Below are 19568 nucleotides of genomic sequence, written 5' to 3'. Positions count from 1 at the left end.
AAATACATGTTTAAGATTAATAGTGCAGACGAAGAGGTGAAAGGTCTTTTAGCGGCTATTTACGCAGAGATTGATTTAGCGCAAGTTTGGCGGCAGAAACCCACCGCCGAAGGCGATCAGGCAGAGAAGAGGGCCATTAATAGCGGCACCAACAGGCTGAGCACGAAGCCGTGGACAATCGCCGCGGGTACCATCTCCAGCCCGCCCGAGCGTTGCAACACTGGCAGGGTGAAATCCATCGACGTCGCGCCGCATAACCCCAGCGCGGCGGAGCGGCTGCGGCCAATAAGCCCGGGGATCAGCATAATGGCAATGAGTTCGCGCGCCAGATCGTTAAAGAATGCCGCGCTGCCAATCACCGGGCCAAAGGATTCGGTGAGTAAAATGCCGGAAAGGGAATACCAGCCAAAGCCGGAGGCCATCGCCAGACCGGTCTTCAGCGGCAAATCGAGAAGCAGGGCGTTGATCGCGCCGCCCACCAGCGAACTGGCGGCCACAACGACGGCAATGATCATGCCGCGGCGATTAAGCACAATCTGTTTCAGGGTCATGCCACTGTTACGCAGCTGAATACCGACCAGCAGCAGCAGGAAGATAAGCGTGTATTCGCTGGCTTCGGTCGCGTGCTGCAACAATTCAAGCCCGCTCAGGCCAATCACAAAGCCGAGCAGCACCACGCCGCACAGGCGTAACGACTCCAGCGCCATCGCCAGCCGCGACGGCAACACCTCCTGCCGGTGGTGATGATTCCACGGCAGGGAGCGCTCCAGCCAGAGCAGCGCGCAGGCGTTACAGAGTAAAATAATCACCACGCTGACCGCAGAATAATGCACTATCGACAGCAGGTTAGCGCTAAGGTTATCAAGGAAGGCGAGGCTGATACCCATAAAAAAGAGGATCACGTAGACAATCCAGCTGAGCAATTTATTGATCAGTTTGAGCGCGGCGGCGTGACGCAGCGGAATGAGGTAGCCCGCCACCAGCGGCAGAAGAATAATTAACAATCCTGAAAACATGTACAGCTCAAATCCTTGCGTAAATTTATATGCACTGCAACACACTACAGAAAGGCTTGAAGTGAGTAAAGCTGCAAAAAGTGAGCGATTTTATGCAATTGCAGATTTCGATGGCGCTCCCCCCATGTCGTGATGCTGTTGGGAGAGGGCGAGAGACCAGGAGGAAGAGAGATGATTCTGGAGCGAGTTGAGGTTGTGGGATTTCGGGGTATTAATCGCCTCTCATTGCAGCTTGAACAGAACAACGTGTTGATTGGTGAGAATGCGTGGGGCAAATCGAGCCTGCTGGACGCGCTTACCCTGCTGCTGTCGCCGCAAAACGATCTCTACCACTTTGTGCGCGATGACTTCTGGTTCCCGCCGGGGGATATCAACGGCCGCGAGCACCACCTGCACATTATTCTCACCTTTCGTGAATCGGAACCTGGGCGGCACAAAACGCGGCGCTATCGCCCGCTGGCCGACTGCTGGGTGCCCAGTGATGATGGTTATCACCGTCTCTTTTACCGCCACGAGGGGGAGCTCTCTGCCGGGGGCGAGGTGAGGACGTTGCGCGGTTTTCTCGACACCAGAGGTGAACTGCTGCCGTTAGGTGACAGTGATGAGATGGCGCGCCACCTGATTCGCCTCTCACCGGTGTTACGCCTGCGCGATGCGCGTTTTATGCGGCGGTTGCGCAGCGGTGGCGAGCCACAGGTGCCGCTGCTGGAGAGCACCGCGCGTCAGCTCGATTTTCTCTCCCGCGAGCTGGTCTCGCGTCCGCAAAACCTGACCGATGCGCAGATCCGCCACGGGTTGTCAGCGATGGTGCAACTGCTGGAGCACTACTTTGCCGAGCAGGGCAGCGGCACGTCGCTTCCGCGTTTGATGCGGCGTCGCTCCCATGATGAGCAGCGCAGCTGGCGCTACCTCGATACCATCAACCGCATGATTGATAAGCCCGGCGGGCGCATGTACCGGGTGATCCTGCTGGGCTTCTTCTCCACGCTGCTACAGGCTAAAGGCTCTGTGCACCTTGACCGTGATGCGCGTCCGCTACTGTTGGTGGAGGATCCCGAAACGCGGCTGCATCCGATTATGCTCTCTGTTGCCTGGCAGTTGCTAAACCTGCTGCCGCTGCAGCGTATTACCACGACTAACTCCGGCGAACTGCTGTCGCTGACGCCCGTTGAGCATGTCTGCCGGCTGGTGCGTGAATCCTCCCGCGTCGCGGCCTGGCGTCTCGGGCCGGGCGGGCTTAGCGCAGAGGATGGGCGGCGCATCGCGTTTCATATTCGTGTCAACCGCCCTTCGGCGCTCTTTGCCCGCTGCTGGCTGCTGGTCGAGGGAGAAACGGAAACGTGGGTGATTAGCGATCTTGCGCGCCAGTGTGGGCACCATTTCGATGCCGAAGGGATAAAGGTGATTGAGTTCGCCCAGTCCGGCCTGAAGCCGCTGATCAAATTCGCCCGGCGGATGGGCATTGAGTGGCATGTGCTGGTTGATGGTGACGAAGCGGGGAAAAAATATGCCGCTACCGTGCGTGGCGTACTCGATAACCATCCCGATCAGGTGCGGGTCCATTTAACCGAACTGCCGGCGCGCGACATGGAGCATTTTATGTACCGGGAAGGGTTTCATGATGTCTATCACCGCGTGGCGCAGCTGCCGGCAAATGTGCCGATGAATGCGCACCGGGTGATCACCAAGGCGATCCACCGTGCGTCAAAACCGGATCTGGCGATTGAGGTGGCGATGGAAGCGGGCAGGCGCGGCGTGGAGGCGATCCCGCCGCTGCTGCGTAAAATGTTCTCCCGCGTGCTGTGGCTGGCGCGCGGGAGAGCCGATTAGCGCTGGCAGCGTTCGGCAGTCTGGCTTTGCAGGCTGTCGAGCAACTCATAACGGCGACGATACTCTGCGCGTTTTTTGCTGGCGATCTCCTCAATCGGTTTACGCTGCATCATTAATGGCAGCACAAAGTCTCTCTGCCCATCGACAACGCCACCCAGTGACGCCCAGAAGCTGTTGTAATCTGCATGCAGTTGACGCAGCTTTTTCTTACGGTAGCGCAGGCTCTGGTAGATGTGCGTTTCATTGCTCACCGCGCGGATAGCTTCCACTTCGAGGAACTGCGCCAGCATCATGGCCGCTTCAACCAGCAGCCGTTTGGGAAACAGCCCGTGGCAGGCTTTGGTCGCGCCCTGGATCGCTTCGTGCGGCACATGGGATTTTGGCCCTTGCAGCCCGCCAATATAGAGCGTGGTCATGCCGTTAAAGGGGCAGATGGTGAAGGTGAGGCGCGCCAGCGGCGTCTCCAGCGCGTCATAGAAGGTGAGCGTTGCTTCACCCTCTTTATCCAGCGCGGCGTCTGACCAGAGACGGATGGTGTAACTCTGCTCATCTCTCCCGGTCAGCCGGGCCAGCGTGCAGCCCGCCGTAGTGAGATAGCTGTTGACCATCCCTTCGGGCAGCAGACGATGAAACGCGTCGTAATGCCAGCAGATCGCCTCGCTGGTCTGTTGACGCGTCAGATTGACGGAGAGCCACGGGCGATGTAACCGGCACGGCAGACCCGGCTGCATATGCAGCTTGCGGGCAAGGTGTGGCTGGTCAACAAGGCGTGACAAAAAGTGCGCGGTGGCAAAGGGCATCGCCAGCGAGCGCAGCAGGAATTTACGCCGATGGGAGCCTTTCTCCCAGGCGGGACCCGGCACCAAGTTACCGGTAATCAGCGAAGCGAATAGCTGCCAGGCCGTTTTCGGTAGCGGCCGTTGAGGTTGGAAAACAGTAGCGATAACGGACATGGTGCAACTCACATTTCACAAAGAGAAGGCAATTTCATCAGATGCTGACTCAACGCCTGTTCAATGAATAAGGGAGAAAATGCGAAGATGTGGTTTCGTTGAGCCGCTGTTTAGTTAAAATTGTCTTCCTCATCGCATGTCCTATTATCTGGAAATTTTATGAAACTGAAGGGAAAACGCAGGACAGGGTTGTTAGTGCTGATCGCCATCATTGTGTTGGCGGCCTTCTGGCTCTGGAGCAAGTTAAATGCGCCGGTGGTGCAGTATCAGACGCTGATTGTTAAGCCAGGCGAGCTGCAACAAATGGTGCTGGCGACCGGTAAGCTTGACGCGCTTCGCAAAGTGGACGTCGGCGCGCAGGTCAACGGTGAGTTACAACGCCTGACGGTCAATATCGGCGATAAGGTGAAGAAGGATCAGCTGCTGGGGATCATCGACCCGGCGCAGGCGGAAAACCAGATTAAGGAAGTGGAAGCGACGCTGATGGAGCTGCGCGCGCAGCGCCGCCAGGCGCAGGCCGAGCTAAAGCTCGCGCAGGTGACCTATGGACGTCAGCAGCAACTGGTGCAGAGCCACCTGGTGTCGCGCCAGGATCTCGATACCTCGGCAACGGATGTTGCCGTGAAACAGGCGCAGATCGGCACCATCGATGCGCAGATCAAACGTAACCAGGCGACGCTCGATACCGCAAAAACCAACCTCGATTACACCCGCATCCTGGCACCGATGGATGGTGAAGTAACGCAAATTACCACCCTCGAGGGGCAGACGGTGATTGCCATGCAGCAGGCGCCGAACATTCTGACGGTCGCGGACATGAGCACGATGCTGGTGAAAGCGCAGGTCTCTGAAGCAGATGTTATTCACCTCAAACCGGGGCAAAAAGCGTGGTTTACCGTGCTGGGCGATCCGGGCACCCGCTATGAAGGGGTATTGAAAGATATTCTGCCGACGCCGGAGAAGGTGAACGATGCCATCTTCTACTACGCGCGTTTTGAAGTACCCAACCCACAGGGCGTGTTGCGCCTGGAGATGACCGCGCAGGTGCAGATCCAGCTCACCGGGCAGAAAAACGTGTTGACCATTCCGCTGGCGGCGCTTGGCGATCCGGTTGGCGATAACCGCTATAAAGTCAAAGTGCTGCGCAATGGCGAAACGCGCGAGCGCGAGGTGATTCTCGGCGCGCGTAACGATACCGATGTGGTGGTGGTCAAAGGGCTGGACGCGGGCGATGAAGTGGTGATCGGCGAGCGGAAAGAGGGCGCGGCGCAATGACCGCCCTCCTTGAACTGAATGATATCCGCCGCAGTTACCCCTCCGGTGACGGCATGGTTGAAGTGCTGAAAGGGATTACGCTCACCATTAATGCAGGCGAGATGGTGGCGATTGTGGGCGCTTCCGGCTCCGGTAAATCGACGCTGATGAACATCCTCGGCTGTCTCGATAAACCGACCCGCGGCACCTACCGCGTGGCGGGAACGGATGTCTCGACACTCAGCGGCGATGCGCTGGCGCAGCTGCGCCGTGAGCACTTTGGTTTTATCTTTCAGCGTTACCACCTGCTTTCTCATCTCACCGCCGCGCAGAATGTCGAAGTCCCGGCGGTCTATGCCGGGACGGAGCGCAAAGCGCGGCTGGCGCGCGCTAAAGAACTGCTGACGCGCCTCGGGCTTGGTGAACGCAGCGAGTATCAACCCTCTCAGCTCTCGGGGGGCCAGCAGCAGCGCGTCAGTATTGCCCGCGCCTTGATGAACGGCGGGCAGGTGATCCTCGCCGATGAGCCGACCGGCGCGCTCGACAGCCACTCCGGCGAAGAGGTGATGGCGATCCTACATCAGCTACGCGATCGCGGCCACACGGTGATTATCGTCACCCACGATCCGCAAGTGGCCGCGCAGGCAGAGCGGATCATTGAGATCCGCGATGGCGAAATTATTGCTAACCCGCCGGCAAAAACCGCCGCGCCCTCTGCGGCGAAACATGAAGGCATTGTCGCGTCCGTGGGGGGCTGGCGGCAGTTCACCAGCCGTTTTCAGGAGGCGCTGACCATGGCCTGGCGGGCGATGGCCGCCAACAAGATGCGTACTCTGCTCACCATGCTCGGCATTATTATCGGTATCGCTTCGGTCGTGTCGATTGTGGTGGTGGGCGATGCGGCCAAGCAGCTGGTACTGGCCGATATCCGCTCTATCGGTACTAACACCATTGATGTCTATCCCGGTAAAGATTTCGGTGATGATGAGCCGCAAAACCAGCAGGCGCTGAAGTATGACGATCTGCTTGCCATTCAAAAGCAGCCGTGGGTGCGTTCAGCCACGCCATCGGTGTCGCAAAACCTGCGTCTGCGTTACGGCAATATCGACGTGGCGGCAAGCGCCAACGGCGTGAGCGGGCAATATTTTAACGTCTACGGCATGACGTTTAGCGAAGGCACCGCCTTTAACGCCGAGCAGCAGGGCAGGCGAGCGCAGGTCGTGGTGCTCGACAGCAATACCCGGCGGCAGCTCTTCCCCGATAAGGCCAGCGTGGTGGGCGAAGTGATTCTGGTTGGTAACATGCCAGCGACGGTGATTGGTGTGGCGGAGGAGAAGCAGTCGATGTTTGGCAGCAGCAAGATCCTGCGCGTCTGGCTGCCTTACAGCACTATCGCCGGGCGAATTATGGGCCAGTCATGGCTCAACTCCATTACCGTGCGCGTAAATGAGGGCTACAGCAGCGAACAAGCCGAGCAGCAGCTGACGCAGCTGTTAAACCTTCGCCACGGTAAAAAGGATTTCTTCGTCTGGAACATGGACGGGGTACTGAAAACGGCCGAGAAAACCACCCGCACGCTGCAGCTCTTTTTAACGCTGGTGGCGGTGATCTCGCTGCTGGTAGGCGGGATTGGTGTGATGAACATTATGCTGGTGTCGGTCACCGAGCGTACCCGGGAGATCGGTATCAGGATGGCGGTGGGCGCACGGGCGGGCGATGTGCTGTCGCAGTTTCTGATCGAGGCTGTGTTTGTCTGCCTGGTGGGCGGTGCGCTGGGGGTGATGCTGTCAATGCTGATCGCCTTTACTCTCCAGCTCTTTCTCCCCGGCTGGGAAATTGGCTTCTCACCGGTTGCGCTGTTAACAGCGTTTTTGTGCTCCACCTTTACCGGCGTGCTTTTTGGCTGGCTTCCTGCCCGCAATGCCGCCCGGCTCGATCCGGTCGATGCCCTGGCGCGGGAGTAATAAAAATGCCAGCCCACCGGGCTGGCATTTCACTGCACTCTGTACACGACGAAGCCACAGGCGTCAGGCTATCGCTTCCATTTCTACTGGCACGATAAGACTGGCATGATTGCCTTTAGGGCCCTGGTGTACATCAAACCGGACCGTCTGCCCGGCTTTTAACGTTCTGTAACCATCCATCTGGATGGTGGAGTAATGGGCGAAGATATCTTCACCACCGCCTTCCGGGCAGATGAAGCCAAACCCTTTGGCATTGTTGAACCACTTAACAGTACCCATTTCCATGCTTCGACATCCTTCGTAAAACTTATTTAAGTAAGATGGAATGAACCGGTGGTGGAGCGGCGGGCTGTTCAAAACCTCGCCAACTCACGACTCTACAATTTAGATAATTCGTATAATGCGTCAAGCATTTGGCAAGCATTCTGGGAGATAGCGCATCAATTTTTTGAAGCAGTTAACGCTATGGTAAAAAATGTGATGCAGATCTCGAATATAGCTATTCCAGAGCAATGCGTTGCGCAATACAAACCTTAATTACGCTTAATTTAAAATGTAATTTAATAAGTTATTAATTCACGTGAATTATCCTAAAGCAATTAAATTAATTGTCCTTGCCGGGTAATACGATTTTTCAAAAATTATCCGAGAGCATTCTTGTGTATTAATCCAGTTTGAGGGCTGAAAAGAAAAGTATGGCTAAAGGTACTATTAGCGACGCAACGTTGGTTTAAATAAAAAAGGATGAAGTTACATTGAAAACTTTAACGAAATTATCTTTAGCGCTATTAGTATCAGCTTCGCTTATCAATTCCTCCTCCGTTTCGGCTGAATCCGTTGACACTACTCCGCTTAATACGGCGCAAAAAGGCAATCATTATCCCCTCATTTTTGTCCATGGCTTAGGGGGTTGGGGACCGGATGAGTTATTGGGCTTCAAATATTGGGGCGGGTTTGATGACACTATTGCCTATTTAAATAGCAATGGTATGGAGTCTTATGCCGCCGTGGTCGGCCCGGTTTCCAGTAACTGGGATCGCGCGGTTGAACTCTATTACTACATTAAAGGTGGCACCGTTGATTATGGGGCTGCCCATTCGCTGAAAGCGAATCATGCACGCTTTGGGAAAACCTATCCCGGCATCTATCCGCACTGGGACGAGCACCACAAAATCCACCTGGTTGGGCACAGTATGGGCGGATTAACCAGCCGCCAGCTGGTGGATATGCTGCAGGATGGCAGCGAAGAGGAGCGCGCTTACCATGAGTCGCACCCGGAAACGGAGCTCTCCCCGCTTTTTGAAGGGGGGAAAGACTTTGTTTTCAGCGTCTCAACCGTTGCTACGCCAAATAACGGCACGTCGTTTGCGCAGAATAAAAACCTGATGGTTGGTCTGATTGAAGATATGGTCCGCAAAGCGGCAAGTATTGCCGGCGTATCGTCCCTCTCTTCATTTGTTTATGATTTCAAACTCGATCAGTTTGGGCTGCGCCGCGATCCGGACGAGAGTCTCGTTGACTATATTCAGGATGTTTTCAGCAGTAGTATCTGGAATTCAAAGGATATTGCTTCTTACGATCTCTCGGTGGTTGGCGTCAGCGCGAATAAGCAGTATCTGGAGACTAAGCCCAACGTCTATTATTTCGCGCATACCGGTAAAACCACCGTTGGCGTGCCGTTCACCTCTTTCCAGATCCCTGGCGTCTATACCAACCCGCTGCTTATACCTTCGGCAACCTATATGGGAAAAACCATTACCGATCCGGAAACGTCGTTAATTAATGCCACCTGGACGGCGAATGATGGCCTGGTAAACGTGGTATCGAGTTATTACCCCTTTGGGGTCGATGCGAAGCCCTATGATGGTCAACCGAAAAAAGGGCAGTGGAGCTATTACCCGGTAATGCAAGATTGGGATCACTTCGATTTTATGGGATTTGATGTCATACCGCAGGCTTACGTTAATGCCTTTTATGCCGATGTTGCGAAGTCATTACTGGAGCTGGATTAATAGCTTTAATATTAATGAAAAAGACGAACCCTCAGCGGTTCGTTTTTTATTTGGTTAGATATTTAAAAATTAAGAACAAGAAAAATAAGATACTTTGAGATCTTTTTACACAGGTGAAATGGCAAGGATCGCCAAAAAAACCTATAATCGAGCCATATAATGTGCACTAGCAGGACGTCTTCAGATAACCATCCACTTAATGTTGTTATTCAAACGCAGGGCGATCCATTATAGTTGCCTGACATCTGATGCTGATTGAAAATGCATCTAAACTCATGTAATCGGCCGATTAGACGTGCGCCGGAACCTGTAACCTAAGATGAAGCGCTAACGATGGGCAAGAGCAATAGCTGGCTGGATTTTGAGCAATTGGCGGAAGATAAACTGCGCGACGCGCTCAAACCGCCATCGATGTACAAAGTGATGATCATGAACGATGACTACACGCCAATGGAATTTGTTATTGACGTGCTACAAAAGTTCTTTTCTTATGATGTTGAACGTGCAACGCAACTGATGCTAACGGTTCACTATCACGGTAAGGCTATCTGCGGTGTCTTCACCGCCGAGGTCGCGGAGACGAAAGTTGCCATGGTGAACAAATATGCAAGGGAGAACGAGCATCCGTTGCTGTGTACGCTGGAAAAAGCCTGACGTCAGGCAATAAAACTTGGGGGAGGTGCCTATGCTCAATCAAGAACTGGAACTCAGTTTAAACATGGCTTTCGCCAGAGCGCGCGAGCACCGACATGAGTTTATGACCGTCGAGCACTTGTTACTGGCTCTGCTCAGTAACCCATCTGCCCGTGATGCGCTGGAGGCGTGTTCCGTGGATCTGGTGGCGCTGCGGCAGGAACTCGAGGCCTTCATCGAACAAACCACACCCGTTCTGCCGATGAGCGAAGAGGAGCGAGACACGCAACCGACGCTCAGCTTCCAGCGCGTTCTGCAGCGCGCGGTGTTTCACGTTCAGTCGTCCGGGCGCAGCGAAGTCTCCGGGGCGAACGTGCTGGTTGCCATCTTTAGCGAGCAGGAGTCGCAGGCGGCTTACCTGCTGCGCAAACACGAAGTCAGCCGCCTTGACGTGGTGAACTTTATCTCTCACGGCACGCGCAAAGACGAGCCGGGTCCATCCTCTGACGCGGGCAGCAGCAGTAGCAGCCAGGCGAGCAGCGAAGAGCAAGCAGGCGGGGAGGAACGTATGGAAAACTTCACCACCAATCTCAATCAGCTTGCTCGCGTGGGCGGAATCGATCCGCTGATTGGTCGCGGCAAAGAGCTTGAGCGCGCCATTCAGGTGCTGTGCCGCCGCCGCAAAAACAACCCGCTGCTGGTCGGGGAGTCGGGTGTCGGTAAAACGGCGATTGCCGAAGGGCTGGCATGGCGAATTGTGCAGGGCGATGTGCCGGAAATTATGGCCGACTGCACCATCTACTCGCTGGATATCGGCTCGCTGCTTGCGGGTACTAAATACCGCGGCGATTTCGAAAAACGCTTTAAGGCGCTGCTGAAACAGCTTGAGCAGGACAGTAACAGCATTCTTTTTATCGATGAGATCCACACCATCATCGGTGCGGGCGCTGCGTCCGGCGGGCAGGTTGATGCTGCGAACCTGATTAAACCGCTGCTCTCCAGCGGTAAGATCCGTGTGATGGGCTCCACGACCTATCAGGAGTTCAGCAACATCTTTGAAAAAGATCGCGCGCTGGCGCGCCGCTTCCAGAAAATTGATATCACTGAACCTTCCGTTGAGGAGACGGTACAGATTATCAACGGCCTGAAGCCGAAATATGAAGCGCACCACGATGTGCGTTACACGGCGAAAGCGGTACGTGCCGCGGTTGAGCTGGCGGTGAAATATATTAATGACCGTCACTTGCCGGACAAAGCGATTGATGTGATCGATGAGGCTGGCGCTCGGGCGCGGCTGATGCCGGTCAGCAAACGCAAGAAAACGGTCAACGTGGCGGATATTGAATCCGTGGTTGCCCGCATCGCGCGTATTCCTGAGAAGAGCGTCTCGCAGAGCGATCGCGATACGCTGAAAAACCTCGGCGACCGTCTGAAAATGCTGGTGTTTGGTCAGGATAAAGCCATTGAGGCCTTAACCGAAGCGATCAAAATGAGCCGCGCAGGGCTGGGTCAGGAGCATAAACCGGTCGGCTCCTTCCTGTTTGCTGGCCCAACCGGTGTCGGTAAAACAGAAGTGACGGTGCAGCTGTCGAAAGCGCTTGGCATTGAGCTGCTGCGTTTTGATATGTCCGAGTATATGGAGCGCCACACCGTGAGCCGTTTGATCGGTGCGCCTCCGGGCTATGTCGGTTTTGATCAGGGCGGCCTGTTGACCGACGCGGTGATCAAACATCCGCATGCGGTTCTGCTGCTTGATGAGATTGAAAAAGCGCATCCTGATGTCTTTAACATCCTGCTGCAGGTGATGGATAACGGGACGCTGACCGATAACAATGGGCGCAAGGCCGATTTCCGCAACGTCGTGCTGGTGATGACCACCAACGCCGGGGTGCGTGAAACCGAGCGTAAATCTATCGGCCTGATCCACCAGGATAACAGCACCGATGCGATGGAAGAGATCAAAAAGATCTTTACGCCGGAGTTCCGCAACCGTCTGGACAACATCATCTGGTTCGATCATTTGTCTACCGAGGTGATTCACCAGGTGGTCGACAAATTCATCGTCGAGCTTCAGGTGCAGCTGGATCAGAAGGGTGTTTCGCTGGAAGTCAGCCAGGAAGCGCGCGACTGGCTGGCAGAGAAAGGCTATGACCGTGCAATGGGGGCCCGACCGATGGCGCGCGTAATTCAGGACAACCTGAAGAAACCGCTCGCCAACGAATTGCTGTTCGGATCGCTGGTTGATGGCGGGCAGGTCATCGTCACGCTGAATAAAGAGAAGAATGAGCTGGAGTATGGTTTCCACAGTGCGCAGAAGCACAAACCGGAAGCGGCACACTAATCTCTGCTTAACTCATCAAACCGGGCTCTCATGGCCCGGTTTTTTTATGCCTGCTTAATAAGCGCACGAGAAAAACCGGCATTCCCCCTCCCTGTGATCAACCTGCGAACATGATGCTGTGCCGCATTAAAACCGTGTCACAACCGGGATCGGCAGAGCTAACTGCGGCAGGTAGTGCAAATGTTCTTAATTTAAATTATTGATATTAATGAAAATATTGCCAATAAGGTTGATTTTTTGTAGGTTGTTTTACGCGCAATAGCGCTGAGATGGGTTATTGCCATGTTGTGCAAAGGATTCACAAGTTGGTCAAAAAGGAGGAGATTAAATGAGGCATTTTCTTACACCCGTTTTGCTGAGTTTCTTACTGCTTGCTCCGCTTACAGGTCAGGCAGACATCTGCAACGTGCAGAGCAAATGGTGGCCAATTTGTCGCGATCCGGCATCCGGCCCGGATGTCGGTACAGGCGAATGGGCCCTCTGTCGCGCGCGGGGGGGCTGTCACTATCCCTGATCGTTATAAACGATTTTTAAATAGCCCCTGAAGCAGAAACAGAAAAGGCCGGGATTTCCCGGCCTTTCAATTAGGTGCGCAGTTGCGCTAGCGGAAGATCTTAGCGGCTACGGAAGACAATGCGGCCTTTGCTCAGGTCGTACGGGGTCAGTTCCACAGTCACTTTATCGCCCGTCAGGATACGGATGTAGTTTTTACGCATCTTACCAGAGATATGCGCAGTGACCACGTGACCGTTTTCCAGTTCTACGCGGAACATCGTATTAGGTAACGTTTCAAGAACGGTACCCTGCATCTCAATATTGTCTTCTTTGGCCATCTAATCCTCGGGGGTATCACTACCATAATTTTTTGAATCGGCAAGATAATGCCGAAGTTCATGTGTTAAGTAAAGATTTGTGCTGATAAAACGCAGCAAAACAGCTTTTGCCGATTCCCCGCACGCCGCAGCCAGAGCGCCAGTAAAGCGCAACCGTAAAGGGGAGCGGTAGAAGTAAACGAAGGGCATCCCTGATACGAACGACTCCCGGATGGGGCGGGGCAACAGGCAAAAGCTGCTACGAGCGACCATTATAACACTCTGAATACAATTGTGCCGAAAACATTCTTCAACGAGCCGGAAAGAGCCGGCGGGGCACCCAAAAATGCGAAGGCAGCGGCACCTGACGGAGTTCCGCAAGATGTTGCAGATAGTCGCGACGGGGTATCTCCACCGCGCCAAGGGATGCGGTATGGCTATTAAGCACCTGGCAATCAATCAATTTACCACCGAGTCTCGCAAACTCTTCGCTAAAGACCAGCAGGGCAGTTTTCGAGGCATTTACGCGTCGGCTGAACATCGACTCCCCGCAGAAAAGTGAACCCTGCGCGACGCCATACATTCCACCCACCAGCGCATCCCCTTCCCACACTTCAATCGAGTGCGCATGACCCAGCTCATGCAAACGATGGTAGGCCATAACGATATCGGGCGTGATCCAGGTACCTTCGTCACGATCGTCCGAACAGCCATCAATGACCTGGCCGAAAGCATGATTCAGCGTCACCCGATAAGGGGAGGTTTTATGAAAACGCTTCATACTGCGGCTGACGTGAAAGTTTTCCGGCCACAAGACGGCGCGCGGATCGGGCGACCACCAGAGGATAGGATCGCCAGGCGAGAACCACGGGAAAATCCCGCGCTGATAGGCCATCAGCAAGCGCGCCGGGCTTAAGTCGCCACCCAGCGCCAGCAGGCCGTTAGGTTCGCGCAGCGCCGCTTCCGGCGAAGGGAATGCAATAGAGTGACGAGAAAGCTGAACCAGGCGCATGACCACAACGCTCCACAATGCGACAAGTGACTTCTGTTAATATCGTCATTTTTCGCTCTCGCTTCAGTGTCGGCAAGGCGAGAGCGAAAATGAGTCAAACTGCTACAGACGCTGCTTAAACTGGTAGTACCGCCCCTGTTTCGCCATTAACGCTGCGTGATTACCTTGCTCAATTATTTGCGCGTTGTCCATTACAATTATTCGATCGTAATCCGCCAGCCCACGCAGACGATGTGTGACCATTAACAGGGTTTTGCCTTTCATCACTTCATCAAGAAGATCAAGTACTTGGCTCTCGGTAGAAGCATCAAGTCCCTCGGTCGGCTCATCCAGTAACACCAGCGGAGCATCATGCAGCAGTGCGCGCGCAATCGCCAGGCGGCGCAGTTCGCCGCCGGAGAGCTGACGCCCACCCTCACCAAGCCAGGCGTTAAGGCCATTCTCATCGAGTAGCTTCTCCAGCCCCACGCGTTCCAGCGTCGCGCTTAGCCTCTCATCGCTTGCCTGCGGCGAAGCCAGCAATAAGTTATCGCGCAGCGTGGCGCTGAAGAGATGAACGCGCTGCGGCACCATCGTGATAAGGGAGCGCAGATCGGCCTCGGCATAAGAGCGCAACGGGCGATCCTGTAAACAAATCTCACCCTGCCGCGGGTCCCATGCTCGCGTCAACAGCTGCAAAAGGGTCGATTTACCACAGCCCGTGCGGCCTAAAATAGCGACATGTTCGCCTGCAGCAATCGATAGGCTGAGAGAGTCCAGTGCCCGCTGTGGTTGTCCAGGATAGCTGAACGACACGTCGGTCAGCGCCACGCTAACCTGCTGCGGCACGGCCGTGCGCGTTGCGGGAAAAGTGACTTCAGGCTGACAGTCGGTAAGCTGCGTCACCCGCGTGGCTGAGGCGATAACTTGCCCAAGATGCTGGAAAGCGCCGGTCACCGGGGCGAGCGCTTCAAACGCTGCCAGCGCACAGAAGACAAACAGTGCGATCAGCGCGCCGGGCTCGGTATTACCGCCGACATCACCGGAGGCGAACCACAGCATAATAATTACCGCCGCGCCGCTAATCGCAAGCATCAGGGCCTGCGACACTGCGCTCAGATCGGACTGGCGGCGCTGCGCCTCGTGCCAGCTTACTTCGGTATTTTCCAGCTGCTCGCGGTAACGCTGGCTGGCACCAAAAATGGTGAGCTCCGCCTGACCCTGCAGCCAGCTGGTCAACTGTTGACGATACTGGCCGCGCAGCGCGGTGAGGTTTTCCCCTGTTGCTTTGCCGACGCGATAAAAGAGAGGCGGCAGAATAAGTAGTGTTGCCAGCATAATGCCGCTCAACGTCAGCGCCAGTGAGAAATCGAGCACGCTCAGCCCGACCAGCACCACAATAATTACCACCAGCGCACCCACCAGCGGCGACATCACGCGCAGATAGAGGTGATCGAGCGTATCGACATCGGCAACCACGCGGTTAAGCACATCGCCCTGACGAAAACGCGCCAGCCCGGCGGGGGAGAGAGGTAACAGTTTGCTGAAGGTAGTGACACGCAGATGTTCCAGCACGCGGAACGTCGCATCGTGGCTGACCAGCCGCTCGAAATAGCGCCCGGCGGTACGGGTGATCGCCGCGCCACGCACACCGGCGGCGGGCAACATATAGTTGAAACTATAGAGCCCGGCGACACCGACTACCGCTGATGCCGAGAGGAACCAGCCGGAAAGCGTTAACAGGCCAATACTGGCCAGCAGCGTGACGACCGCCAGCACCACGCCCAGTGTTAGCATCCATTTATGGCGTTTATATAATGCGAGATAAGGCAGCAAGGCGCGCATTTAAATCTCCTCCTGACGGTGTGCCAGTAGCGCGGCAAAAGCGCCCCTGGCGGCGGCAAGCTCGCCATAGCTGCCCTGTTCAACAATACGCCCCTCCTGCATCACCCAAACGGCGTCCCACTCGGCGAGATTTTCCAGCTGGTGAGTCACCATCAGCGTCGTCTGCTGATGCGAAGCGGTGGTCAACGCCTGCATCACACGCTGCTCGCTGTGCGCATCAAGGCTGGCGGAGGGCTCATCCAGCAGAAGTAACTGGCAGGAGGAGAGCAGAGCGCGGGCAACGGCAATACGCTGCGCCTGGCCTACGGAGAGACGGATGGCCTGATCGCCAGGCTGCGTTTCCAGTCCTTCCGGTAACAGCGGCAGAAACTCGCTGACCCACGCCTTATCCAGCGCAGCCTGTAACTTCGTTTCGCTGGCATCCGGGCATGATAACAGCACATTCTCGCGCAGCGTGGCGGCGGGCAATTGAGGGTTTTGACCGACCCAGCTAATCGCGTTGCGCCAGCAGTCGGGATCGAGCGCGCTCAGTTCAATACCGTTAACGCGCAGTGAGCCTTCATAAGGCAGGAAACCTAACAGCGCGTTAATCAGCGAACTTTTTCCCGATCCGCTGCGCCCGACTATCACCACCCGCTCTTTAGAGGAGAGGGTAAAGGTGAGCGGCCCGGCCAGCACTGCGCCTTCAGGCGATTTGACGATCAGATCTTCTGCCGTCAGGGTGACGGGTTCACCCGTGTTGAGCGTGATATCGCCCCGTTGTGCATGGGCGAGCGGCGCTTCCATAAAGGTTTTCAGGCTATCCGCCGCGCCGACTGCCTGCGCTTTCGCGTGGTAAAAGGTGCCCAGATCGCGCAGCGGCTGGAAAAACTCCGGCGCCAGCACCAGTGCGAGGAAGCCAGCAAACAGCGTTACGCCGGTACCGTAATGACCAAAATTGAGTTCGCCAAGATAGGAGAAGCCAAAGTAAACGGCGACCAGTGCGATAGAGAGCGAGGCGAAAAATTCCAGTACGCCGGAGGAGAGAAATGCCAGGCGCAGCACTTCCATAGTGCGGCTGCGAAAATCCTGCGACGCACGGCGGATGCTTTCCGTTTCCGCTTCGCCACGGCCAAAAATGCGCAGCGTCTCCATGCCGCGCAAGCGGTCGAGGAAGTGGCCGCTCAGGCGTGCCAGCGCTTTAAAGTTGCGGCGGTTGGCATCGGCTGCGCCCATCCCGACCATCGCCATAAACAGCGGGATCAGCGGCGCGGTGCCAAGCAGGATCAGCGCCGCAGCCCAGTTAATCGGAAAAAGGGTGATAACAATCAGTAGCGGTACGCTCGCCGCCAGCGCCATTTGCGGCAAATAACGGGCGTAAAAGTCATGCATATCGTCGATTTGCTCAAGGATAAGCGTCGCCCAGCTGCCGGCGGGTTTCCCCTGAATCCATGCCGGGCCAGCCTGCTGCAGACGATCCAGCACGCGGCGGCGTATCGCGAAGCGGATCTGCGCGCCAGCATGAAACCCTACCCGCTCGCGCAGCCAGACCACCCAGCTGCGCAGAATAAAGACCAGCACCAGCAGCGCGAAGGGCAGCAGCAGTGCCTCGCGTGGAATATGCTCGATAATCATATGGTTGAGAATTCTGGCAAGCAGCCATGCTTGCGCAATGATCAGGACGCCACTTACCATGCCAAGCAGGCGGGAGAGCGTCAACCAACGACGGGAGATAATGCTTTGCTGTTTTAACCAGCGAGTGAGTTCTTGCTGACGGGTTTTATTCATTGCGCGCTTTGCAGGTGAAGTTATCGGATTTTTTAGCCTGCGCAATGTTACAACGGTGCAAAAATAAAGGCGACTTAATGTCGCCTTATTTACCTTTGTTACTGACTTGTAAAGATTATTTCAGATCCGCCAGCCCATCAAGGTAGCGCTCAGCATCCAGCGCCGCCATACAGCCGGTGCCCGCGGAGGTGATCGCCTGACGATAGATGTGATCCATCACGTCACCTGCGGCAAAGACGCCGGGAATGCTGGTTTGCGTCGCGTTGCCGTGGATACCGGACTGCACCTTGATGTAGCCGTTTTCCAGCTCAAGCTGACCGTCGAAAATCGCGGTGTTTGGGCTGTGGCCGATGGCGACAAACAGACCGGCAACCTCCAGCGATTCGATATTATCTGCGTTCTGTGTGTCGCGCAGGCGCAGACCGCTAACGCCCATCTGATCGCCCGTCACCTCTTCCAGCGTACGGTGCGTATGCAGCACAATATTGCCGCTTTCCACTTTATCCATCAGACGTTTGATCAGGATCTTCTCCGCGCGGAAGGTATCGCGGCGGTGGATCAGGTGCACTTCAGAGGCGATATTCGCCAGATAGAGCGCTTCTTCAACTGCAGTGTTGCCGCCACCGATGACCGCGACTTTCTGGTTGCGGTAGAAGAAACCGTCGCAGGTGGCGCAGGCGGAAACACCGCGCCCTTTATAGGCCTCTTCAGAGGCGAGACCTAAATAGCGCGCGGAGGCACCGGTGGCGATGATCAGCGCATCGCAGGTGTACTCGGCGCTATCGCCAACCAGGCGGAACGGACGCTTCTGTAAATCGACGCTGTTGATATGGTCAAAAATGATTTCAGTATCAAATTTTGTCGCATGTTCATGCATGCGCTCCATCAGACCCGGGCCAGTCAGATCGTGCGGGTCGCCCGGCCAGTTTTCCACTTCAGTGGTGGTGGTGAGCTGACCGCCTTTTTCCATACCGGTGATCAGCACCGGCTGCAGGTTTGCACGCGCAGCATAGACCGCTGCGGTATAACCGGCAGGGCCTGAACCAAGGATAAGCAGCTTACTGTGTTTGGCCGTCCCCATGAGATCCTCATTATTGTTTGGCAGACATTGGGCTGGATTGTAGGGAATTTGCGGGCGTAAAAAAAGGGCGTAGCGATTTTGTTAACGATGTGTGTGATAGAAAAGACCGATGGCGGGGCAATGCTTTATGCCAAAAACATAACAATCTCTGCTGATAAAAAGATAGTTATAAGATGAATAAATGAGGATAAGGAATCGACCTTGATGAATATCTGGCATGTTGTACTAAAAAAAGATGTTTTGCTTTGACAATCCCCTGCGCTTTTGCGAAAACATCAAAGGAAGAAAAAAAGCAGTATTTCGCGCGTAACGCACGTTTACGCATGTAAATGCCATTTTTACCGGGCTAGTGAAATCTACGCATGGCGTGGACAGACGCCATCCGTGATATCGATAGCTGCCGCAGGCACCGGTCTTCTCAACACAGCCCCTGGGATTATGCAACGGTCAGCATACTGGCGCGCGGCATAATACGATGGGCAAAGATCCTGAACAGTGAAGTGCGCAGGGTCAAGACAGGAGTAGGGAAGGAATACAGAGAGACAATAATAATGGTAGATAGCAAGAAGCGCCCTGGCAAAGATCTCGACCGCATTGATCGCAATATTTTAAATGAACTGCAAAAAGATGGGCGTATTTCCAACGTCGAGCTTTCTAAACGAGTAGGCCTTTCCCCTACGCCGTGCCTTGAGCGCGTGCGCAGGCTGGAAAGACAGGGGTTTATTCAGGGCTATACAGCGCTGCTTAACCCACACTATCTGGATGCATCACTGCTGGTCTTCGTTGAGATTACTCTGAATCGTGGTGCGCCGGATGTATTCGAACAATTCAACGCTGCAGTGCAAAAACTTGAAGAAATTCAGGAGTGTCATCTGGTTTCTGGTGATTTTGACTACTTGCTGAAAACGCGCGTACCGGATATGTCGGCCTACCGCAAACTGCTGGGCGAAACGCTGTTACGCCTGCCAGGCGTAAACGACACCCGCACCTACGTGGTGATGGAAGAGGTCAAACAGAGTAATCGTCTGGTTATTAAGACGCGCTAATACGGAACAGGTGCACAATCGCT

Annotated in this window: 15 protein-coding genes; 7 read left to right on the top strand and 8 right to left on the bottom strand. The window is 55.2% G+C overall.

Annotated elements, in window-relative coordinates; translation table 11 throughout:
- Positions 1-116 precede the first annotated feature (116 nt).
- Entirely contained in the window at positions 117-1016 is a 900-nt protein-coding gene (locus PU683_RS16895; RefSeq protein WP_277173488.1) for a LysO family transporter, read from the bottom strand.
- A gap of 171 nt (positions 1017-1187) precedes the next feature.
- On the opposite strand from PU683_RS16895, the gene PU683_RS16890 reads away from it, so the two are divergent.
- Entirely contained in the window at positions 1188-2846 is a 1659-nt protein-coding gene (locus PU683_RS16890) for an ATP-dependent endonuclease (RefSeq protein WP_277173486.1), read from the top strand.
- Here the strand turns inward: PU683_RS16890 and PU683_RS16885 are convergent.
- The gene (locus PU683_RS16885) at positions 2843-3799 is read right to left on the bottom strand and encodes a VirK/YbjX family protein (protein WP_277173484.1); all 957 of its coding nucleotides are present in this window, start codon (positions 3797-3799) and stop codon (positions 2843-2845) included. The genes PU683_RS16890 and PU683_RS16885 overlap by 4 nt on opposite strands.
- A 159-nt stretch (positions 3800-3958) precedes the next feature.
- On the opposite strand from PU683_RS16885, the gene macA reads away from it, so the two are divergent.
- Both macA and macB read left to right on the top strand, forming a co-directional pair.
- Positions 3959-5074: a macrolide transporter subunit MacA gene (gene macA / locus PU683_RS16880; RefSeq protein WP_277173482.1), complete on the top strand. Its 1116-nt coding sequence runs from the start codon at positions 3959-3961 to the stop codon at positions 5072-5074.
- A complete protein-coding gene (gene macB / locus PU683_RS16875) occupies positions 5071-7017 on the top strand; it encodes a macrolide ABC transporter ATP-binding protein/permease MacB (RefSeq protein WP_277173480.1) in 1947 nt (648 codons plus the stop codon). Before macA ends, macB begins: the two co-directional genes overlap by 4 nt.
- A gap of 63 nt (positions 7018-7080) precedes the next feature.
- Here the strand turns inward: macB and cspD are convergent, their stop codons facing one another.
- A complete protein-coding gene (gene cspD / locus PU683_RS16870; protein WP_277173478.1) occupies positions 7081-7302 on the bottom strand; it encodes a cold shock-like protein CspD in 222 nt (73 codons plus the stop codon).
- 470 nt (positions 7303-7772) lie between these two features.
- Between cspD and PU683_RS16865 the strand changes: the two genes are divergently transcribed.
- From PU683_RS16865 to clpA, 3 genes are all read left to right on the top strand, one after another.
- The gene (locus tag PU683_RS16865) at positions 7773-9029 is read left to right on the top strand and encodes an esterase/lipase family protein (protein WP_431190949.1); all 1257 of its coding nucleotides are present in this window, start codon (positions 7773-7775) and stop codon (positions 9027-9029) included.
- A gap of 333 nt (positions 9030-9362) precedes the next feature.
- Positions 9363-9683 carry an ATP-dependent Clp protease adapter ClpS gene (gene clpS, locus PU683_RS16860; RefSeq protein ID WP_023481436.1) on the top strand — a complete coding sequence of 107 codons (321 nt, stop codon included), beginning with the start codon at positions 9363-9365 and terminating at the stop codon, positions 9681-9683.
- Between the two features lie 31 nt (positions 9684-9714).
- Complete coding sequence (clpA, locus tag PU683_RS16855; protein WP_277173473.1) at positions 9715-12003, top strand: ATP-dependent Clp protease ATP-binding subunit ClpA; 2289 nt, start codon at positions 9715-9717, stop codon at positions 12001-12003.
- Between the two features lie 614 nt (positions 12004-12617).
- Here clpA and infA read toward each other — a convergent pair.
- The 5 genes from infA to trxB form a co-directional block, all read right to left on the bottom strand.
- A complete protein-coding gene (gene infA / locus PU683_RS16850; protein ID WP_001040187.1) occupies positions 12618-12836 on the bottom strand; it encodes a translation initiation factor IF-1 in 219 nt (72 codons plus the stop codon).
- 289 nt (positions 12837-13125) lie between these two features.
- Positions 13126-13827 (bottom strand): leucyl/phenylalanyl-tRNA--protein transferase, encoded by a 702-nt coding sequence (aat, locus tag PU683_RS16840; protein ID WP_277173471.1) that lies wholly within the window; start codon positions 13825-13827, stop codon positions 13126-13128.
- Positions 13828-13929: 102 nt separating this feature from the next.
- Positions 13930-15651 (bottom strand): heme ABC transporter ATP-binding protein/permease CydC, encoded by a 1722-nt coding sequence (gene cydC / locus PU683_RS16835; protein WP_277173469.1) that lies wholly within the window; start codon positions 15649-15651, stop codon positions 13930-13932.
- On the bottom strand, positions 15652-17418 hold the full coding sequence (gene cydD, locus PU683_RS16830; RefSeq protein ID WP_277173467.1) for a heme ABC transporter permease/ATP-binding protein CydD: 1767 nt from the start codon (positions 17416-17418) through the stop codon (positions 15652-15654).
- 115 nt (positions 17419-17533) lie between these two features.
- Positions 17534-18499, bottom strand: a complete 966-nt coding sequence (gene trxB / locus PU683_RS16825; protein ID WP_277173465.1) for a thioredoxin-disulfide reductase — start codon at positions 18497-18499, stop codon at positions 17534-17536.
- Between the two features lie 551 nt (positions 18500-19050).
- On the opposite strand from trxB, the gene lrp reads away from it, so the two are divergent.
- On the top strand, positions 19051-19545 hold the full coding sequence (lrp, locus tag PU683_RS16820) for a leucine-responsive transcriptional regulator Lrp (RefSeq protein ID WP_000228469.1): 495 nt from the start codon (positions 19051-19053) through the stop codon (positions 19543-19545).
- Positions 19546-19568: the final 23 nt, after the last annotated feature.

Source organism: Candidatus Kosakonia sp. 282A-S69 (assembly GCF_029433855.1).
In the GTDB taxonomy this organism is placed as follows: domain Bacteria; phylum Pseudomonadota; class Gammaproteobacteria; order Enterobacterales; family Enterobacteriaceae; genus Kosakonia; species Kosakonia cowanii_A.
This window is presented reverse-complemented; position numbering and strand designations above follow the sequence as displayed.

Coding starts and splice junctions, on each gene's coding strand:
- PU683_RS16895 (WP_277173488.1), bottom strand. CDS start 1,016: ATGTTTTCAGGATTGTTAATTATTCTTCTGCCGCTGGTGGCGGGCTAC.
- PU683_RS16890 (WP_277173486.1), top strand. CDS start 1,188: ATGATTCTGGAGCGAGTTGAGGTTGTGGGATTTCGGGGTATTAATCGC.
- PU683_RS16885 (WP_277173484.1), bottom strand. CDS start 3,799: ATGTCCGTTATCGCTACTGTTTTCCAACCTCAACGGCCGCTACCGAAA.
- macA (WP_277173482.1), top strand. CDS start 3,959: ATGAAACTGAAGGGAAAACGCAGGACAGGGTTGTTAGTGCTGATCGCC.
- macB (WP_277173480.1), top strand. CDS start 5,071: ATGACCGCCCTCCTTGAACTGAATGATATCCGCCGCAGTTACCCCTCC.
- cspD (WP_277173478.1), bottom strand. CDS start 7,302: ATGGAAATGGGTACTGTTAAGTGGTTCAACAATGCCAAAGGGTTTGGC.
- clpS (WP_023481436.1), top strand. CDS start 9,363: ATGGGCAAGAGCAATAGCTGGCTGGATTTTGAGCAATTGGCGGAAGAT.
- clpA (WP_277173473.1), top strand. CDS start 9,715: ATGCTCAATCAAGAACTGGAACTCAGTTTAAACATGGCTTTCGCCAGA.
- infA (WP_001040187.1), bottom strand. CDS start 12,836: ATGGCCAAAGAAGACAATATTGAGATGCAGGGTACCGTTCTTGAAACG.
- aat (WP_277173471.1), bottom strand. CDS start 13,827: ATGCGCCTGGTTCAGCTTTCTCGTCACTCTATTGCATTCCCTTCGCCG.
- cydC (WP_277173469.1), bottom strand. CDS start 15,651: ATGCGCGCCTTGCTGCCTTATCTCGCATTATATAAACGCCATAAATGG.
- cydD (WP_277173467.1), bottom strand. CDS start 17,418: ATGAATAAAACCCGTCAGCAAGAACTCACTCGCTGGTTAAAACAGCAA.
- trxB (WP_277173465.1), bottom strand. CDS start 18,499: ATGGGGACGGCCAAACACAGTAAGCTGCTTATCCTTGGTTCAGGCCCT.
- lrp (WP_000228469.1), top strand. CDS start 19,051: ATGGTAGATAGCAAGAAGCGCCCTGGCAAAGATCTCGACCGCATTGAT.